Annotated in this window: 15 protein-coding genes; 8 read left to right on the top strand and 7 right to left on the bottom strand. The window is 68.7% G+C overall.

The genetic code is table 11. From position 1 onward, the window contains the following. Positions 1 to 21: 21 nt before the first annotated feature. The 8 genes from nuoH (at position 22) to ACWIGI_RS37145 (ending at position 9,544) form a co-directional block, all read left to right on the top strand. A complete protein-coding gene (gene nuoH / locus ACWIGI_RS37110) occupies positions 22 to 1,821 on the top strand; it encodes an NADH-quinone oxidoreductase subunit NuoH (protein ID WP_454208267.1) in 1,800 nt (599 codons plus the stop codon). Further along, a complete protein-coding gene (locus ACWIGI_RS37115; protein ID WP_454208249.1) occupies positions 1,818 to 2,663 on the top strand; it encodes an NADH-quinone oxidoreductase subunit J in 846 nt (281 codons plus the stop codon). Before nuoH ends, ACWIGI_RS37115 begins: the two co-directional genes overlap by 4 nt. Beyond that, positions 2,660 to 2,959, top strand: a complete 300-nt coding sequence (gene nuoK, locus ACWIGI_RS37120) for an NADH-quinone oxidoreductase subunit NuoK (protein WP_454208250.1) — start codon at positions 2,660 to 2,662, stop codon at positions 2,957 to 2,959. Before ACWIGI_RS37115 ends, nuoK begins: the two co-directional genes overlap by 4 nt. A 19-nt stretch (positions 2,960 to 2,978) precedes the next feature. After that, positions 2,979 to 4,850, top strand: coding sequence for an NADH-quinone oxidoreductase subunit L (gene nuoL / locus ACWIGI_RS37125; protein WP_454208269.1), 1,872 nt, complete (start codon positions 2,979 to 2,981; stop codon positions 4,848 to 4,850). Then, positions 4,847 to 6,454: an NADH-quinone oxidoreductase subunit M gene (locus tag ACWIGI_RS37130; protein WP_454208251.1), complete on the top strand. Its 1,608-nt coding sequence runs from the start codon at positions 4,847 to 4,849 to the stop codon at positions 6,452 to 6,454. Before nuoL ends, ACWIGI_RS37130 begins: the two co-directional genes overlap by 4 nt. Before the next feature lie 14 nt (positions 6,455 to 6,468). Beyond that, positions 6,469 to 8,088, top strand: coding sequence for an NADH-quinone oxidoreductase subunit NuoN (nuoN, locus tag ACWIGI_RS37135; protein WP_454208270.1), 1,620 nt, complete (start codon positions 6,469 to 6,471; stop codon positions 8,086 to 8,088). A gap of 212 nt (positions 8,089 to 8,300) precedes the next feature. Continuing rightward, a complete protein-coding gene (locus ACWIGI_RS37140) occupies positions 8,301 to 8,618 on the top strand; it encodes a hypothetical protein (RefSeq protein WP_454208252.1) in 318 nt (105 codons plus the stop codon). 65 nt (positions 8,619 to 8,683) lie between these two features. After that, on the top strand, positions 8,684 to 9,544 hold the full coding sequence (locus ACWIGI_RS37145) for an SMP-30/gluconolactonase/LRE family protein (RefSeq protein ID WP_454208253.1): 861 nt from the start codon (positions 8,684 to 8,686) through the stop codon (positions 9,542 to 9,544). 7 nt (positions 9,545 to 9,551) lie between these two features. Here ACWIGI_RS37145 and ACWIGI_RS37150 read toward each other — a convergent pair whose 3' ends face one another. The 7 genes from ACWIGI_RS37150 to ACWIGI_RS37180 all read right to left on the bottom strand — a co-directional run bounded on the left by ACWIGI_RS37150 (position 9,552) and on the right by ACWIGI_RS37180 (position 15,481). Next, positions 9,552 to 10,406, bottom strand: a complete 855-nt coding sequence (locus tag ACWIGI_RS37150; RefSeq protein WP_454208254.1) for a helix-turn-helix domain-containing protein — start codon at positions 10,404 to 10,406, stop codon at positions 9,552 to 9,554. Further along, positions 10,387 to 10,905 carry a DUF6879 family protein gene (locus tag ACWIGI_RS37155; protein WP_454208255.1) on the bottom strand — a complete coding sequence of 173 codons (519 nt, stop codon included), beginning with the start codon at positions 10,903 to 10,905 and terminating at the stop codon, positions 10,387 to 10,389. The genes ACWIGI_RS37150 and ACWIGI_RS37155 overlap by 20 nt, the downstream gene beginning before the upstream one ends. Continuing rightward, the gene (locus tag ACWIGI_RS37160; RefSeq protein WP_454208256.1) at positions 10,889 to 11,107 is read right to left on the bottom strand and encodes a hypothetical protein; all 219 of its coding nucleotides are present in this window, start codon (positions 11,105 to 11,107) and stop codon (positions 10,889 to 10,891) included. The genes ACWIGI_RS37155 and ACWIGI_RS37160 overlap by 17 nt, the downstream gene beginning before the upstream one ends. Before the next feature lie 547 nt (positions 11,108 to 11,654). Further along, positions 11,655 to 12,494 (bottom strand): alpha/beta fold hydrolase, encoded by an 840-nt coding sequence (locus ACWIGI_RS37165; protein WP_454208271.1) that lies wholly within the window; start codon positions 12,492 to 12,494, stop codon positions 11,655 to 11,657. 75 nt (positions 12,495 to 12,569) lie between these two features. Then, complete coding sequence (locus tag ACWIGI_RS37170) at positions 12,570 to 13,751, bottom strand: DUF418 domain-containing protein (protein WP_454208257.1); 1,182 nt, start codon at positions 13,749 to 13,751, stop codon at positions 12,570 to 12,572. 304 nt (positions 13,752 to 14,055) lie between these two features. Then, a complete protein-coding gene (locus tag ACWIGI_RS37175; protein ID WP_454208258.1) occupies positions 14,056 to 14,655 on the bottom strand; it encodes a dihydrofolate reductase family protein in 600 nt (199 codons plus the stop codon). Positions 14,656 to 14,683: 28 nt separating this feature from the next. Next, on the bottom strand, positions 14,684 to 15,481 hold the full coding sequence (locus ACWIGI_RS37180) for a metalloregulator ArsR/SmtB family transcription factor (RefSeq protein ID WP_454208259.1): 798 nt from the start codon (positions 15,479 to 15,481) through the stop codon (positions 14,684 to 14,686). Positions 15,482 to 15,555 lie beyond the last annotated feature (74 nt).

Consider the following 15,555-nt stretch of genomic DNA (forward strand, 5'->3'; position numbering starts at 1 on the left):
GGGACGTTCGCGGGTCAGTACCTGCTCGCCCAGGCCGCCCGGACCGAACCCGATCCGCTGGGCGCGTTCGGCCGCGATCCGTGGTGGCTGATCCTGCTCAAGTCGGTCGGCATCTTCGTGTTCCTGCTGCTGATCCCCATGCTGGCGGTGTACGCCGAACGCAAGATCGTGGCGTTCATGCAGATGCGCGTCGGCCCCAACCGGGTCGGCCCGCGCGGCAGTCTGCAGTCCATCGCCGACGGCGTGAAGATGCTCCTCAAAGAGGACATCATCCCGGCCATCGTGGACAAGCCCATCTTCATTCTGGCGCCGATCATTTCGCTGATTCCGGCGGTCATGGCGTTCGCGGTGATCCCGTTCGGGCCCGAGGTCTCCATCTTCGGCGAGCGCACGCCGCTGCAGCTGACCGATATGCCGGTGGGCGTGCTGTACGTGCTGGCCATGGCCTCGGTGGGCGTGTACGGCATCGTGCTGGCCGGCTGGGCGTCGGGCTCGACGTACCCGCTGCTGGGCGGACTGCGCTCCACCGCGCAGGTCATCTCCTACGAGATCGCCATGGCGCTGTGCTTCGCGGCGGTGTTCCTGCTCTCGGGCACGATGGCCACCTCGGGCATCGTGGAGGCGCAGTATGGCACCTGGTACGTCTTCCTGCTGCTGCCCTCGTTCCTGATCTACGCGGTGTCCATGGTCGGCGAGACCAACCGCGCGCCGTTCGATCTCCCCGAGGCCGAGGGCGAGCTGGTCGGCGGCTTCCACACCGAGTACTCCTCGCTCAAGTTCGCCATGTTCATGATGGCCGAGTACATCAACATGGCAACGGTTTCCGCGCTGGCGACCACGCTGTTCTTCGGCGGCTGGCACGCACCGTTCCCGATCAGCCTGTGGGCGGGCGCGAACTCGGGCTGGTGGCCCATGCTGTGGTTCACGGCCAAGGTGTGGATCTTCCTGTTCGTGTTCATCTGGCTGCGCGGCACGCTGCCGCGCCTGCGGTACGACCAGTTCATGAATCTGGGCTGGAAGCTGCTGATTCCGGTGTCGCTGGCCTGGGTCATGTTCGTGGCCACGCTGCGCGCGCTCGAGAACGAGGGCATCCGGGTCCAGACCCCGGGCATGATCATCGGCGGCCTGCTGATCGCGGGTCTGCTGATCGGTCTGGTGCTCAAGGCCGGGCACGCGGGCGACGACCGCACCAAGGCGGCCCCCGATCCCGAATCCACCAGCCAGTACTCGGATTTCCCGGTGCCGCCCATGCCCGCCGAACCCGGCCGGACGGGGCCGAAACCCGGTCTGCTGGAACCGCTCGGCGGCTTCTACGTCACCGCGGCGACCATGTTCAAGAAGCCGAACACCGAGCTCTACCCGGAGGTCAAGACCCCGACCCAGCCGCGCTATCACGGCCGGCACCAGCTCAATCGGCATCCGGACGGCCTCGAGAAGTGCATCGGCTGCGAGCTGTGCGCGTGGGCCTGCCCGGCCGACGCGATCTTCGTCGAGGGCGCGGACAACACCGAGGACGAGCGCTTCTCCCCCGGTGAGCGCTACGGCCGCGTCTACCAGATCAACTACCTGCGCTGCATCGGCTGCGGCCTGTGCATCGAGGCGTGCCCGACGCGGGCGCTGACCATGACCAACGAATACGAACTGGCCGACGACAATCGCGTCGACCTGATCCTCGAGAAGCGGGACCTGCTCGCGCCGCTGCAGCCGGGGATGGTGGAAGCGCCGCACGAGATGTACCCCGGCGCGGACGAGGGCTCGTACTACCGCGGCGAGGTCCCCGGCGCGCCGAGCGAGCTGACCGGAGCGGAGGCGAAGAAGTGACGACCATCCTCGAGGCCGCACCGGCGCAACAGGTGCTGACGCACACCGGAACCGGTGAGGCCGTGCAGTTCTGGATCCTGTCGGTGGTGGCGGTGGTGGGCGCGCTCGGCATGGTGTGCGCCCGCAAGGCCGTGCACTCCGCGCTGTGCCTGGCGGCCACCATGATCACGCTCTCCGCCTTCTACATCGCCCAGGGCGCGCTGTTCCTGGGCGTCGTGCAGATCGTGGTCTACACCGGCGCGGTCATGATGCTGTTCCTGTTCGTGCTCATGCTGGTCGGCGTCGACTCCGCGGAGTCGCTGCGCGAGACCCTGCGCGGGCAGCGCATCGCGGTGCTGGTCGTCGGCATCGGCTTCGGCATGCTCATGATCGCGGGCATCGCGCGCGGCATGAACGCCGCCGACGTCGCGGTCACCGGTCCCGGACTGGGTGGCAACGACACCGTCGCCGCGCTCGCCGAACTCCTCTTCCTGAAGTACGTATGGGCGTTCGAGCTCACCGGCGCGCTGCTCATCACCGCGACCATCGGCGCCATGGTGCTCGCGCACCGCGAGCGCTTCGGCCCGCGCCAGGATCAGCGGGAGATGTCCAAACAGCGGTTCCGGGACGGTAAGCGGGTCACCCCGCTGCCCACGCCCGGCGTGTACGCCCGCCACAACGCCGTCGACGCCCCCGCGCGCCTGCCGGACGGCTCCTTCGAGGAGCTCTCGGTCAGCAGCATCCTGCGGCACCGCCGCAATCGCGCGCACGAGGAGGCCGTGGTGCGCACGGTCGGCGCCGGCGACAACGGGAATGGCAAGGACGGCAATGACTCCGGATCTGACACGGAAGGCTTGCGGTGAACCCGGATAACTATCTCTACCTCTCCGCCCTGCTCTTCACCATCGGCGCGGCCGGTGTGCTGGTGCGGCGCAACGCGATCGTGGTGTTCATGTGCGTGGAGCTGATGCTCAACGCCGTGAACCTCGCGTTCGTCACCTTCGCGCGCCTGCACGACAATCTGGACGGTCAGGTCTTCGCCTTCTTCACCATGGTGGTGGCCGCCGCCGAGGTCGTGGTCGGCCTCGCGATCATCATGACCATCTTCCGCGCCCGTCGCTCGACCTCGGTCGACGACGCCAACCTGCTGCGGTACTGACATGGATACCGCACAGTTGATGCTGTGGCTGCTGCCGGCGCTGCCCCTGAGCGGCGCCGTGATCCTGTTGCTGCTCGGGCGATTCAGCGACAAGTGGGGACACCTGCTCGGGACGGCGCTCGCGCTGGGCTCGTTCGGGGTGGCCGCGTGGGCCTTCTGGGAGATGCTCGGACGGGCGAACGACGAACGGGCCGTTCGGCATACGCTGTTCAGCTGGGTGCCGGTCAACGGGTTGCACGTGGACTTCGCGCTCGGACTCGACCAGCTCTCGATGTGCTTCGCGCTGCTGATCACCGGCGTCGGGTCGCTCATCCACATCTATTCCATCGGCTACATGTCGCACGATCCGGGGCGGCGGCGCTTCTTCGCCTACCTGAACCTGTTCCTGGCGGCCATGCTGGTGCTGGTCCTGGCGGACAACTACCTGGTGCTGTACCTGGGCTGGGAGGGTGTGGGCCTGGCGTCCTACCTCCTGATCGGCTTCTGGTACGACAAGCCCTCCGCCGCAGCGGCTGCCAAGAAGGCGTTCATCGTCAACCGCGTCGGCGACATGGGCCTGGCCATCGCGCTGATGATCATGTTCGCGACCTTCGGAACCGTCGACTACCGCGGGGTTTTCGGGGCCGCCGATCAGGCGAGCTCCGCCGCGCTCACCGGCATCGGCCTGATGCTGCTGCTCGGCGCGTGCGGCAAGTCCGCGCAGGTGCCGCTGCAGGCGTGGCTCGGGGACGCGATGGAGGGCCCGACCCCGGTGTCCGCGCTCATCCACGCGGCCACCATGGTCACCGCGGGCGTCTACCTCATCGCGCGCTCCAACCCCATCTTCGATCTCGCCCCGGCCGCGCAGGCCGCGGTCATGGCGGTGGGCGCGGTGACGCTGCTCTACGGCGCGATCATCGGCTGCGCCAAGGACGACATCAAGAAGGCCCTGGCCGCCTCGACCATGAGCCAGATCGGCTACATGATGCTCGCGGTGGGCCTGGGCCCGGTCGGCTACGCCGCGGCCATCATGCACCTGCTCACCCACGGCTTCTTCAAGGCCGGACTGTTCCTGGGCGCGGGCTCGGTCATGCACGCCATGAACGACGAGACCGATATGCGGCGCTACGGCGGACTGCGCACGCTCCTGCCGATCACCTACGTCACCTTCGGCCTCGGCTACCTCGCCATCCTCGGCGTACCGCCCTTCGCGGGCTTCTTCTCCAAGGACCGGATCATCGAGGCCGCCTTCGCACATGGCGGTTTCGCGGGCATCATCACCGGTATCGCGGCGCTGGCCGGCGCGGGCATCACCGCCTTCTACATGACCCGCGTCATGCTGCTCACCTTCTTCGGTGAGAAGCGCTGGAAGCAGGGCACGCACCCGCACGAGTCGCCCGCCTCCATGACCGGGCCCATGATTCTGCTGGCCTTCGGCTCGGTGTTCTCCGGCGCGCTGCTGGCTTACGGCTCGGCCCTGCAGAATTGGCTCGAACCGGTGGTCGGCGCGCATCACGGCGAACCCGTCATCCCGGTGTGGGCGATCACGTTCTTCGCGCTCGCGGTCGTCGCGGCTGGCGTGTGGGTGGCCTACGACCAGTACGCCAACCATCCGGTTCCCGAGGTCGCGCCCGCGGGCTCGCGGCTCACCGTGGCCGCGCGCCGCGACCTGTACGGCGACGCCTTCAACGAGGCCGCGTTCATGCGGCCCGGTCAGCACGTCACGCGGTCGCTGGTGTTCGTCGACAATCGCGGCATCGACGGCCTGGTGAACACCACCGCCGCCGTCATCGGCGGCCTGTCCGGCCGAATCCGCCGGGTGCAAACCGGTTTCGTGCGCTCGTACGCCCTGTCCATGTTCACCGGCGCGGCACTGGTGGCCGCCGCCCTGCTGGCGGTGAGGTTGTTTTGAGTGACTTTCCCTGGCTGACAACGCTGTGGGCGGTACCGGTCATCGGCGCCGTGCTGGTCCTGCTGTTCCCGGCCTCGTGGCGGACCGCCGCCCGGAGTTTCGCTCTCGTGGTCTCCCTGGCCACCCTCGGCGTCGGCATGTGGCTGGCGTGGATGTTCGAGCCCGGCGGCGACCACTACCAGTTCGTCGAATCACACGAGTGGATCCCGGCTTTCGGCGCCGGGTACACCCTGGGCCTGGACGGCATCGCCATGGTGCTGGTCCTGCTCACCGCCGGACTGGTGCCACTGCTGCTGCTCGCGGGCTGGCAGGACGACCGCGAGGTCGGCACCGGGCCGCGGGTGGCGCACTACTACGTGGCGCTCACCCTGGTCGTCGAGGCCATGGTGCTGATCTCGTTCACCTCGCTGGACATCCTGATGTTCTACGTGTTCTTCGAGGTCATGCTGATCCCGATGTACTTCCTCATCGGCGGCTTCGGACCCAAGACCGCCGACGCGGCCGGGCGGGCCCAGCGCTCGCGCGCGGCGGTGAAGTTCCTGCTGTACAACCTGTTCGGCGGACTGATCATGCTGGCCGCGGTCATCGGGCTGTACGTGCTCACCGCGCGCGAGCAGCTCGGCGCGAACGGTGGCGGCACCTTCGATTTCCGAATCGTCATGGAGGCGGCCAACTCCGGGCAGCTCGGAGCGGGCCCGGTGGTGCTGAACGCGCTGTTCCTGGGCTTCATGTTCGCGTTCGCGGTCAAGGCGCCGCTGTGGCCGCTGCACACCTGGCTGCCCGACGCCGCGGTCGCCGCGACGCCCGCCAGCGCCGTGCTCATGATGGCCATCGTGGACAAGGTCGGCACCTTCGGCATGCTGCGGTACTGCCTGCTGCTGTTCCCGGACGCCACTGCCACCTACGCGCCGTTCATCTGCGTGCTCGCGGTCATCGGCATCATCTACGGCGCGCTGCTGGCGATCGGCCAGACCGACGTCATGCGCCTGATCGCGTACACCTCGATCTCGCACTTCGGCTTCATCATTCTCGGCATCTTCGCCCTCACCACGCAGGGCAGCACCGGCGCCACGCTGTACATGGTCAATCACGGCATCTCCACCGCGGCGCTGTTCCTGATCGCGGGATTCCTGGTCTCGCGCCGGGGAACCCGGCTCATCGCCGAGTACGGCGGGGTGCAGAAGGTCGCGCCAATCCTGGCGGGCACCTTCTTCATCGCCGGTCTGGCCACGCTGTCGCTGCCGGGGCTGGCGCCGTTCATCAGTGAATTCCTGGTGCTGATGGGCACTTTCACGCGCTATCCGGTGGCGGCGATCTTCGCGGCGGCGGCGCTGGCGCTGGCCGCGCTGTACATCCTGTGGATGTACCAGCGCATGATGACCGGGCCGGTGAAGCCGGGTAACGAGCGGCTCTACGATCTGCTGCCGCGCGAAATGGTGGTCGTGGTGCCGCTGCTCGCGGCCCTGCTGTTCCTCGGGGTGTATCCGAAACCGGTGCTGGACACCATCGATCCGGCCGTGACCCGCACCCTCACCACCATCGGACAGCACGATCCGGTTCCGGCTGTCACGCCGGAGGCGTCCCCGACAGGAGGGAACAAGTGAGCGGCACACCCCTGATGCTGGCCGCGGTGGCGGATTCGCCACTGGCGGCGGCACTTCCCGCGCCGAGTATCGAATACCGCCTGCTGGCGCCCATGCTCATCGTGTTCGGCGTCGCGGTCGTCAGCGTGCTGGTGGAAGCGTTCGCGCCCAGGCGATCCCGCTATCTCGTCCAGCTGATCCTCGGGCTGGGCGGGCTGGGCGTGGCACTGGGCGCGGTGATCGGCCTGCGCGGCACGCGCGCGACCGCGGCGGTCGGCGCGGTCGCGATCGACGGGGTGACCCTGTTCCTGCAGGGCGCCATTCTGGTCGTCTCCATCCTCGGACTGCTCTTCATCGCCGAGCGCCGCGCCGATCGGGTGCCGATGCACCGGGAGGGTCCGGGCACCTGGAGCCTGACCGCGGCGCGCGGGGTCGACGCGTTCACCCCGCAGGCCGCGTCCATGCCCGGCAGTTCCGACGAGATCGCGGCCACGCGCGCGGGCATCTCGACCACCGAGGTCTTCCCGCTCACCCTGTTCGCGGTCGCCGGGATGCTGCTGTTCCCGGCCTCGAACGACCTGCTCACCATGTTCGTCGCCCTCGAGGTGCTGTCGCTGCCGCTGTACCTGCTGTGCGGGCTGGCGCGGCGGCGGCGTCTGCTGTCGCAGGAGGCGGCGCTCAAGTACTTCCTGCTCGGGGCGTTCTCCTCCGCGTTCTTCCTCTACGGCATGGCGCTGCTGTACGGGTACGCCGGAACCGTACGGTTCTCCGGCATCGCCGAGGCGGTCACCCGGGACACCGGCACCTCCCACACCCTGGCGGTGCTCGGTGTGGCCATGCTCGCGGTGGGTCTGCTGTTCAAGATCGGCGCGGTGCCGTTCCAGTCCTGGGTGCCCGACGTGTACCAGGGCGCGCCCACCCCGGTGACGGCGTTCATGGCGGCGGCCACCAAGATCGCCGCGGTGGGCGCGCTGCTGCGCGTGCTCTACATCGCGGTGCCGGATCTGCGCGACGACTGGCGGCCCGTCCTCGCGGCGATCGCCATCGCGACCATGATCGCCGGCGCGGTACTGGCCATCACCCAGACCGACATGAAGCGCATGCTCGCGTACTCCTCGATCGCGCACGCGGGGTTCATCCTCACCGCCCTGGTGGCGGCCAACGACTCCGGTGTGTCGGCGGTGCTGTTCTACCTCGCGGTCTACGGACTCGGCACGCTGGGTGCGTTCGCGGTGGTCTCGCTGGTGCGCGACGAAAACGGCGACGAGGCAACGGCTTTGTCCGCGTGGGCGGGACTCGGGCGCCGATCGCCTTGGCTGGCAACGATTTACGCGCTGTTCCTGCTCTCCTTCGCGGGCATCCCGCTGACCGGCGGGTTCATGGCCAAGTTCGCGGTGTTCGAGGCGGCGTCCTCGGGCGGGGCGGCCACGCTGGTGATCGTGGGCGTGATCTGCAGTGCCATAGCGGCTTTCTTCTACGTCCGGGTCATCGTGCTCATGTACTTCACCGATTCCCCGGCGACGCCGCCGGCCCTGGTGTTCCCCACCCTCACCACCACCGTCGTCGCGCTCACCGCCGCGGCGACCCTGGTGCTCGGCATCTTCCCGCAGCCGCTGCTCGATCTCGCCGATCAGGCCGCGACCTTCGCGCGCTGAGCGCTTCGCCCCGCCGACAACGGGCCCGCCGTCTCGGACGGCGGGCCCGTTTCGTGCCCGGTACCCCGGGTCCCGGTGCGAGTTCCGCCTTTCGGTGGCGCGTGCCCGATTTTGACCCATAATTGTTTTGCGACTTATGCGAGATCCCCGGTGGGCACGGCGGCTTCGACATAGCGTGGACAGTGGGCCGGGACTCGGTGGGAGGCGGACGAATGCGAGCACATCCGGCGGCGATCGGATTTCTCCGGCAGGACGTGTCGGGGGTTCAACTACAGTGGCATCGGGCGCAGATTCAGCACGTGGCGCGGCGCCTGGGATACGACCTGTGCAAGACGATGGTCCTGAATCCGGACACCACGGGCGCGCACCTGAGTGACGCGATCTCCCTGCTGGAGGCCGAAGCGATCATCACCCCGAGCCTCGAGCACTTCGACGGCACGGTTCCCGACGATATAGTTCAGGTGGCGGACGTGATCACGGTCAGCCCGGAGAACACCTACGCCCGCTGGGTACTACCGCCCCTGGTGTAGCGACGATGACATTTCGAGCTCGAGGCCGTCTGCACTTTTGGACGATACCGATCCGGAGGTGAAGCATGACCACAAGCTCTTCGATAACTCCCACGGTACTGATGGAGGGGCTCGCGCTCGGCGAGTCACCTCGGTGGCACGACGGCAGGCTCTGGCTCTCGGACTGGCTCGCGGGCCAGGTGCTGACCGTCGACTACCAGGGCAGGCACTTCGTCCAGCTCGAAATCCCCGGCCTGCCTTTCTGTTTCGACTGGCTGCCGGACGGGCGCATGCTCGTGCTGGCCAACGGCGACGGGCGCAAGCTGCTGCGGCGCGAGTACGACACCCGGCTGCACACGGTGACCGATCTGAGCACGCTGTCCCCGCATCCCTGGAACGAGATCGTGGTCGCGGACAACGGGAACGCCTACGTGAACTCGATCGGCTACGACATGATGGGCGGCGCGGAACCCGCCCCCGGTCTGATCGCGGTCGTCTCCCCGGACGGCACGGCCCGCACGGTCGCCGATGACGTGCACTTTCCCAACGGCATGGTCATCACCCCCGACGGCGGCACCCTGATCGTCGCCGAGTCCCACGCCAAACGCCTGACCGCCTTCGACATCGAACCCGACGGCGGTCTCTCGCACCGCCGCGTCTGGGCCGAGGTGGACGGCCACCCCGACGGCATCTGCATCGACGCCGAGGGCGCCGTCTGGTGCGCGGCCATGACCCGCTGCGTCCGAGTCCGCGAGGGGGGCCAGATCCTGGCCGAGGTGCCGCTGGACCGCGCCGCCTTCGCCTGCACGCTCGGCGGGGCCCAGTCCAACACGCTGTACGTCGTGGTCGCCGAATGGCAAGGCGCGGAAGGCATGTCCGCCGCCGCCACGCGCACCGGCCAGATCCTCACCGCCCCCGCGCCCGCGCCCCGCGCGGGGCACCCGTAGCCACCGGTCAGCGGGTGAGGTCGGCGAGAGTGCGCAGGATGATCGCGCGGGCCTCGCGGCCGTAGACGGCCGAACCCTTCAGAACCTCGAACATGCGGGCGTACATCTGACATTCGGCGGGCTGGGTGACCTGAATACTGGCCGTGGGGGTTTCCAGGGCGACCAGTTCGTCGTCGAAGATCCAGAAACCGGTCGAGGCCACCGCCTGGCGCTCGATCATCAGCGGGATGATGCCCAGCGAGATGCTGGGCGCGGCCACGAGTTCGAGCAGCCGACCGAGCTGGCCCGCCTGCACCTCGGCGTCACCGAACCAGGTGCGCAGGGCCTGCTCCTCGAGAATGACGACGAACCGCTTGCCGCCGCGCTGCAGCACCCGCTGGCGCTCGAGCCGCACGGCCACCGCGGCCTCCACGTCGTTGGGGACCCCGAGGAATCGGATCCAGAACGAGAGCATGGCCGCGGAGTACTCGGGCGTCTGGAAGAGACCGGGGATCACGTTGTGCTCGTAGATCCGGAACACGCGGGTCTGCTCGTACCGCTGCTGGGTGTGCGCGCCCAGCACCCGTTTGAGACCGGCGCGGCCCGCCCGGCGGAATTCCACGTAGGCCGAATCGACCGCCCGCAGGGTCGCGAGCAGATCCTCGACCTGGCCGTCCGCGGCGCAGGCCCGGCACCAGTCGCGAATGTCCCCGTCGGTGGGCGTCTGAATACCGTTCTCCAGCTTGGACACCCGGGTGTAGTGCTGACCGGTGGCCGCGGCCACCTCCCGGGCGGTCAAGCCGGCTTCCCTGCGGATCTCGCGTAGGCGTGCCCCGAGCGCGCGCCGAGCCTCCTGTGCCGAACTAGACGGGTTGGTATTCACGGTGCGGAATTGCCAGGGCCCACGCCGCGTCGAACGCGTTGCGGCACAGCTCGATATCGTCGGGAGCGGTGGAAATGGTCTTGCCCGTGGCCGAGCCGTTCCCGGAGTAGTGCAGAAAGACGACCAGGCGATCGTCGATGAGATAGAAGTCGTTGCCGGGCAGGCCGATCGAGGAGGTGAGCCGGCGGGGCACCCAGCGGATGTCCTCACCGGCCTCGATCATGGGCCGGGCGATGCTGTAGGACCAGAGCTGATAGTCGCTCAGCGGTTCGGAGACGATGCGGGCCCGGCGAACCGAGCGGCCCGCGGCGGTGTGCGCGCGCAGGGTCGTGCACCAGTCGTGCAGCCAGAGTAGGTCGTCGGGCTCACCGGCGGCCCACCGCGCCAGGTGCGGTAGCTCTGTCGCGGTGCCGTAGACATCGCGGGTCTCGAGATGGATCGCCTCGCGCCGGAAATCGATCAGTAGGCGGTCGAACTCGTCGTCACTGATCGAGAACACTGTCTCCCTGTTCGAAGAACGGCACCAGGCGGTCCGGGATCTCTACACACGACTCGCCGTCCGGAATGTTCATCTGTGCCAGGGTGTCCGGATCGGTGATGGCCCAGCCCTGCACCACCCACGACCCCCGATCGGTGCGGTACAGCGTCGGCGAACCGGTCGGATTCGAGCCCGGATCCTTGGCGACGAACGTCAAACGCATGGCGGCCTACCTGTCTCGAGAGTTGCGAACAGTTGCGCCCTAAACCTCCATGGTCGCCTCCGCCGCGCATGCGGTCAAGGGTGGAAAGTTGCTGCCGGAGCCCGCATTCGACCACTCGCAACAATTCGCAACATCCTTCCGGTGGGTGGGCCGAATTCCCTAACGTGAAGATCGGCATCGGCGCCGGACCGGGAGTGAGCGGCCCACTGGCGTCGGCGATCCTCAACCGAAACGACCACAGGGGCGTGGATGGCGCTGACGAATACCCAGGCGAAAGTTCTTGGTGCACTCCCCCGATCGAGCGTCACCGCGGCGATGACCGTGCGGCAGTTGACGCTCGCGACCGGGCTACCCGAAACCTCGATTCGCCGGGCACTACTAGGTTTGCAGCGAGCCGGGCTCGCGGTGTCGACACTGCAGGGGCCCGTGGGGTGGCGGTCGACCGACCGCGGCCGGCGAGCCATTCGGATCGCGGGGTATCGGGAGTACGGCGGGGTACGGCCGTGAGCGGTGCGGGCGGCGGGCCCGCCGCCGCCCGCACCGGCGGTCAGTTGTCCCGCAGCACCTCGTGCACGCGCTTGGCGAACGCCGCGGGATCCTCGGTGAATCCGCCGTGCCCGCCGGGGAAGAGCTCCGGGGTGCTGCCGAGTTCGGTGGCCAGCGCCCGCGAGGTGTGATCGCAGAACTGCCCGGTCGAGGTCTCGCCGATTCCGATGACGATGCGGGCCGGCGCGGCGCGCAGCGCCTCGAGGTTCGGCAGCCAGCCCGAGGTCTGGTGCAGCTCGTGGTTGTAGAAGTAGTTGTCGGAGGCGATCTCCACCGGATCGCGGTCCGGGCTCGACATCTGTTCCAGCATCCCGCTGAGCATCGGCTCCGGGATGGTCATCCCCGTCATGCGGAAGAACGCGGCCCAGGCCCCGCGTACGTCGCCCGCCCGGTGCAGCGCGATCATTTCGTCGGTCTGCGCCCGGTAGCTCTCCCGGTCCGCCAGCAGCTCCCGCAGCGGCGGCTCGTGGGCGATCACCGTGTGCACCAGCGCCGAATGCGTCTGTGCCAGTGCCAGAGTGGTGACCGCGCCGCCGCTCGACCCGAAGACCGCGGCCGGGCCCGCTCCCACCTGGGCGATCAGCCGCGCCAGATCGTCGGCCCGCAGCTCCGGCGTCGAATCGCTCTCCGGATCGTCGAGCACGCTGCGCCCGTGTCCGCGCGGATCCAGCGTCAGCACCGTGAAGTCCGCGGCGAGGAGTTCGGCGACCGGCTCGAACGGCACCGCGTCCATGGGCGCGCCGACCAGGGCCACCAGCGGCCCGGAGCCGCGCACCTCGTAGTAGAGCCGCCCATCGGGCACGGCGAGCGTTCCAGCGGTCACGGACGGGGTCGAGGTCATGATCTGCTCCTTGCGCACGGTCGACGGGGTCACCGATACAGACGGTGCGGCGGCGCGAGATTCATCGGCCGGCGCTCACGCCGGAGTTTTCCGCCAGGCCGGGATAGTGCGGTAGGTGGCCGCGCGCAGCAGCCATTCGACGGGTCCGTAGCCGTGCCGCCGCAGCCAGCGCTCGCCGGCCCAGAGCTGCAGGACGTAGGTCAGCAGGGCGATGAGGAGAACGGCGAGCGGGGGCACCCGGTCGGCGAGGGCCAGACCGTATCCGGTGTAGACGACCATGAAGATGACCGACTGGGCTATGTAGTTGGTGGCGGCCATCTTTCCCGCGGGAGCCAGGACGGTGATGGCCGAGGCCCACCGCCAGCGGGCGAGCCACACGATGCCCGCGACATACCCCGCGGTCATGAACGGGTTCGCCACTTCCTGGAGGCCGTGCAGGACCGCGGGGGTGTCGCCGTCGATGGCCCAGTAGGCGGTGGTCGCGATCGAGATCGGCAGTCCGACACCGAATCCCACGCGCATGGCGACCGGCGTCCAGCGGTTCAGGAGTTCGCTGTTCTCGAAGAGTCCGCGTTTGCCCGCCGCCAGGCCGATCAGGAACATGCCCAGGCTCGGGACGCCCTGGCCGAGCCAGGTGAAGATCATGAAGACCGGCGCGGTCCGCAGTTGCTCGCGCAGGGTGTCGCCGAAGTCGCCGGTGTAGCCCGCGTGCATCCGCGGCAGGTCGAGCAGCTCCCCCAGACCCGCGACCCCGCCGCCGCCGGTGAAGAACGACATCACCGCGTAGATCGCGTACAGCGTGAGGCCGGCGATCAGCGCCGTGCGCGGCCGAATCTTGCGCAGCAGCACCAGGATTACGCACAGGCCCGCGTAGAGGGTGAGTATGTCGCCGATCCACAGGAACAGCACGTGCGCCAGGCCCAGCAGGAACAGCGCACCGCTGCGGCGCAGCAGTCGCGGTACCGGCCGTGCCCCGGCCCGTTCGGCGGCGGCGATCTGCAGGGTGAACGAGTACCCGAACAGGAACGCGAACAGCAGATAGAACTTGCCCAGGAACAACCCGTACATGACCGCGTACACGGTCCGATCCCACCCGCCGTCGAACATGGGCACGGGGTCGGCCGCGGTGCCGGTGAAGGACATCAGCATCGTCCCCACCATCACGTTGGTGACGAGAATCCCGAACAGAGCGAACCCTCTGAGAATGTCGACTTCGGCGATCCGCCGCCCCGTCGCCATCTCCACCTGAACAGCCATACCGCCACGCTACGGCCGCGCCGACCGGCTCACATCCCCCGGCGGCCCCCATCCCCGATGCGACCTGAGCGGTATTGACAGCGCCGGAAGGAGGACCCGGGCTACCTCTCGGCGACTACGCCGGGGTAGCCCGGGCCGGTCTGCCGCGCCTCGGGCACACGGCCTCCGCCCGCGCGCGCGTGCCTACTGCGCTCGGCGTCGAGGTCTTCGCGCGGACGCGTGCGGCTCGGATTCGATCCCATGCGCTGGAATCCGCACTCGCACACCGTGCCCGGCACTCGAACCGAGATCGGCATCGCGGCGATCAGCGCGCGCGGTCGTAGATGAGGGCGATCTCGCCGAGTTCGCCGACCTCCTGATCGGCGAGCCGCCAGGTGGAGCCCGGCAGGCCGTCGGTGAACAGTCGCTCGCCGGAGCCGGCGATCTCGGGGGTGATGAGCAGGTACAGCCGGTCGATCAGATCCGCGGCGAGCAGCGCCTTGGTGACGGTCGGGCTGGTGTTGATCAGAATCTCGCCGCTGCCAACGGCTTTCAGGCCGGTGATCACCTCGGCGGCGGGGGCGTTCACGATCCGGGTGCGCTCCCAGGGCGCGGTGGTGATCGTGGTGGAGAAGACGACCTTCTCGGTGTCGATCAGCCACTTCGCGTAGGCGCGGTCGCGGGGATCGGCGTCGTCGTCGGCCGCGACGGTCGGCCAGTAGCCGAGGAAGCCTTCGGCGTTCTTGCGCCCGAGGACGGCGGTCGTGGCGTTCTCGTGAATGCGGCCGAGATGCCGGCGGGCGACCTCGGTGGTGGCGTAGGGAACGATCGCCGCGGCATCGGCGGGACCGCCGGGTCCGTTGTAGCGGCCGTCGATGGTGAGGGCGATGTTGGCGGTCACGACGCGCCCGGTCGAGATGGTCATATCGGTTCTACTTTCCTTGCGGTGGTGGTCAATTCGCGGAGTCGACGAGGGAGCGGAGCTGGTCGAGGACCCGGCCCCAGCCGGTGTCGATGCCGGCGATGAAGGGGGCCGCCGCGACGGCCGAGTCGGTGATGGTGAGGCCGAGGCGCAGCGCGGTGCCGCCCGCGTGCGCGGTCAGGGTCAGCTCGTACGCGCCGGTGAAGGAGACCGCGCCGGCGGGGTCGAACACCGTCAGATCGAAGGCGAGGTGCCCGGGTTCGGTCGCGGCGCGGACGGTGCCCGCGGAGCGGTATCGTCCCTCGGCGTCGCGATAGTCCAGGATGGCGCGGCCGCCGGGCCGGGGCTCGATCACGCAGTCGGTGATCGTCATGGACGGTGGCGCCCACCAGGCTTCGAGCAGTGCCGGATCGGTCCAGTGGCGCCAGACCTCGTCCGGGGTCGCGGCGAGCGCCCGCTCGAAGACGAAGGTCCGTCCGTCCGCCCATCCGGACCGGTCGGCGACGGCCGCGGCGGCGTCCAGCGCGGCCCGGTAGTTTGCGACGGCGTCGCGCTCGCCCGCCGTGGCTTCGACGGTGTCGACCAGCTCGCGCAGTCGGTCCGCGAAGGCCCGCAACGGTTCCGCCTCGACGGCGGCGATCCGCCGCTGCCCGAGCGGTGAGGTCGTGACGAGCCCGGCGCGCGCGAGCGTCTGCAGGTGCTTGGTGGTCTGCGGTTGCCGCAGCCCCGTCAGTTCGGCGAGTTCGCCGACCGATCGCGGACGTTCGGCGAGCAGTTCGACGATCCGCCAGCGGGCGCTGTCCCCGAGCGCCGATGCGATCTCTTCCATGGGAGGAAGTATTCTATGAAGAGAATATTCCTGTCAAGGAATACATAAGGGTGACGCTTGACCAGCGCATTCGC

It is taken from the genome of Nocardia sp. NPDC055321 (genome assembly GCF_053645575.1).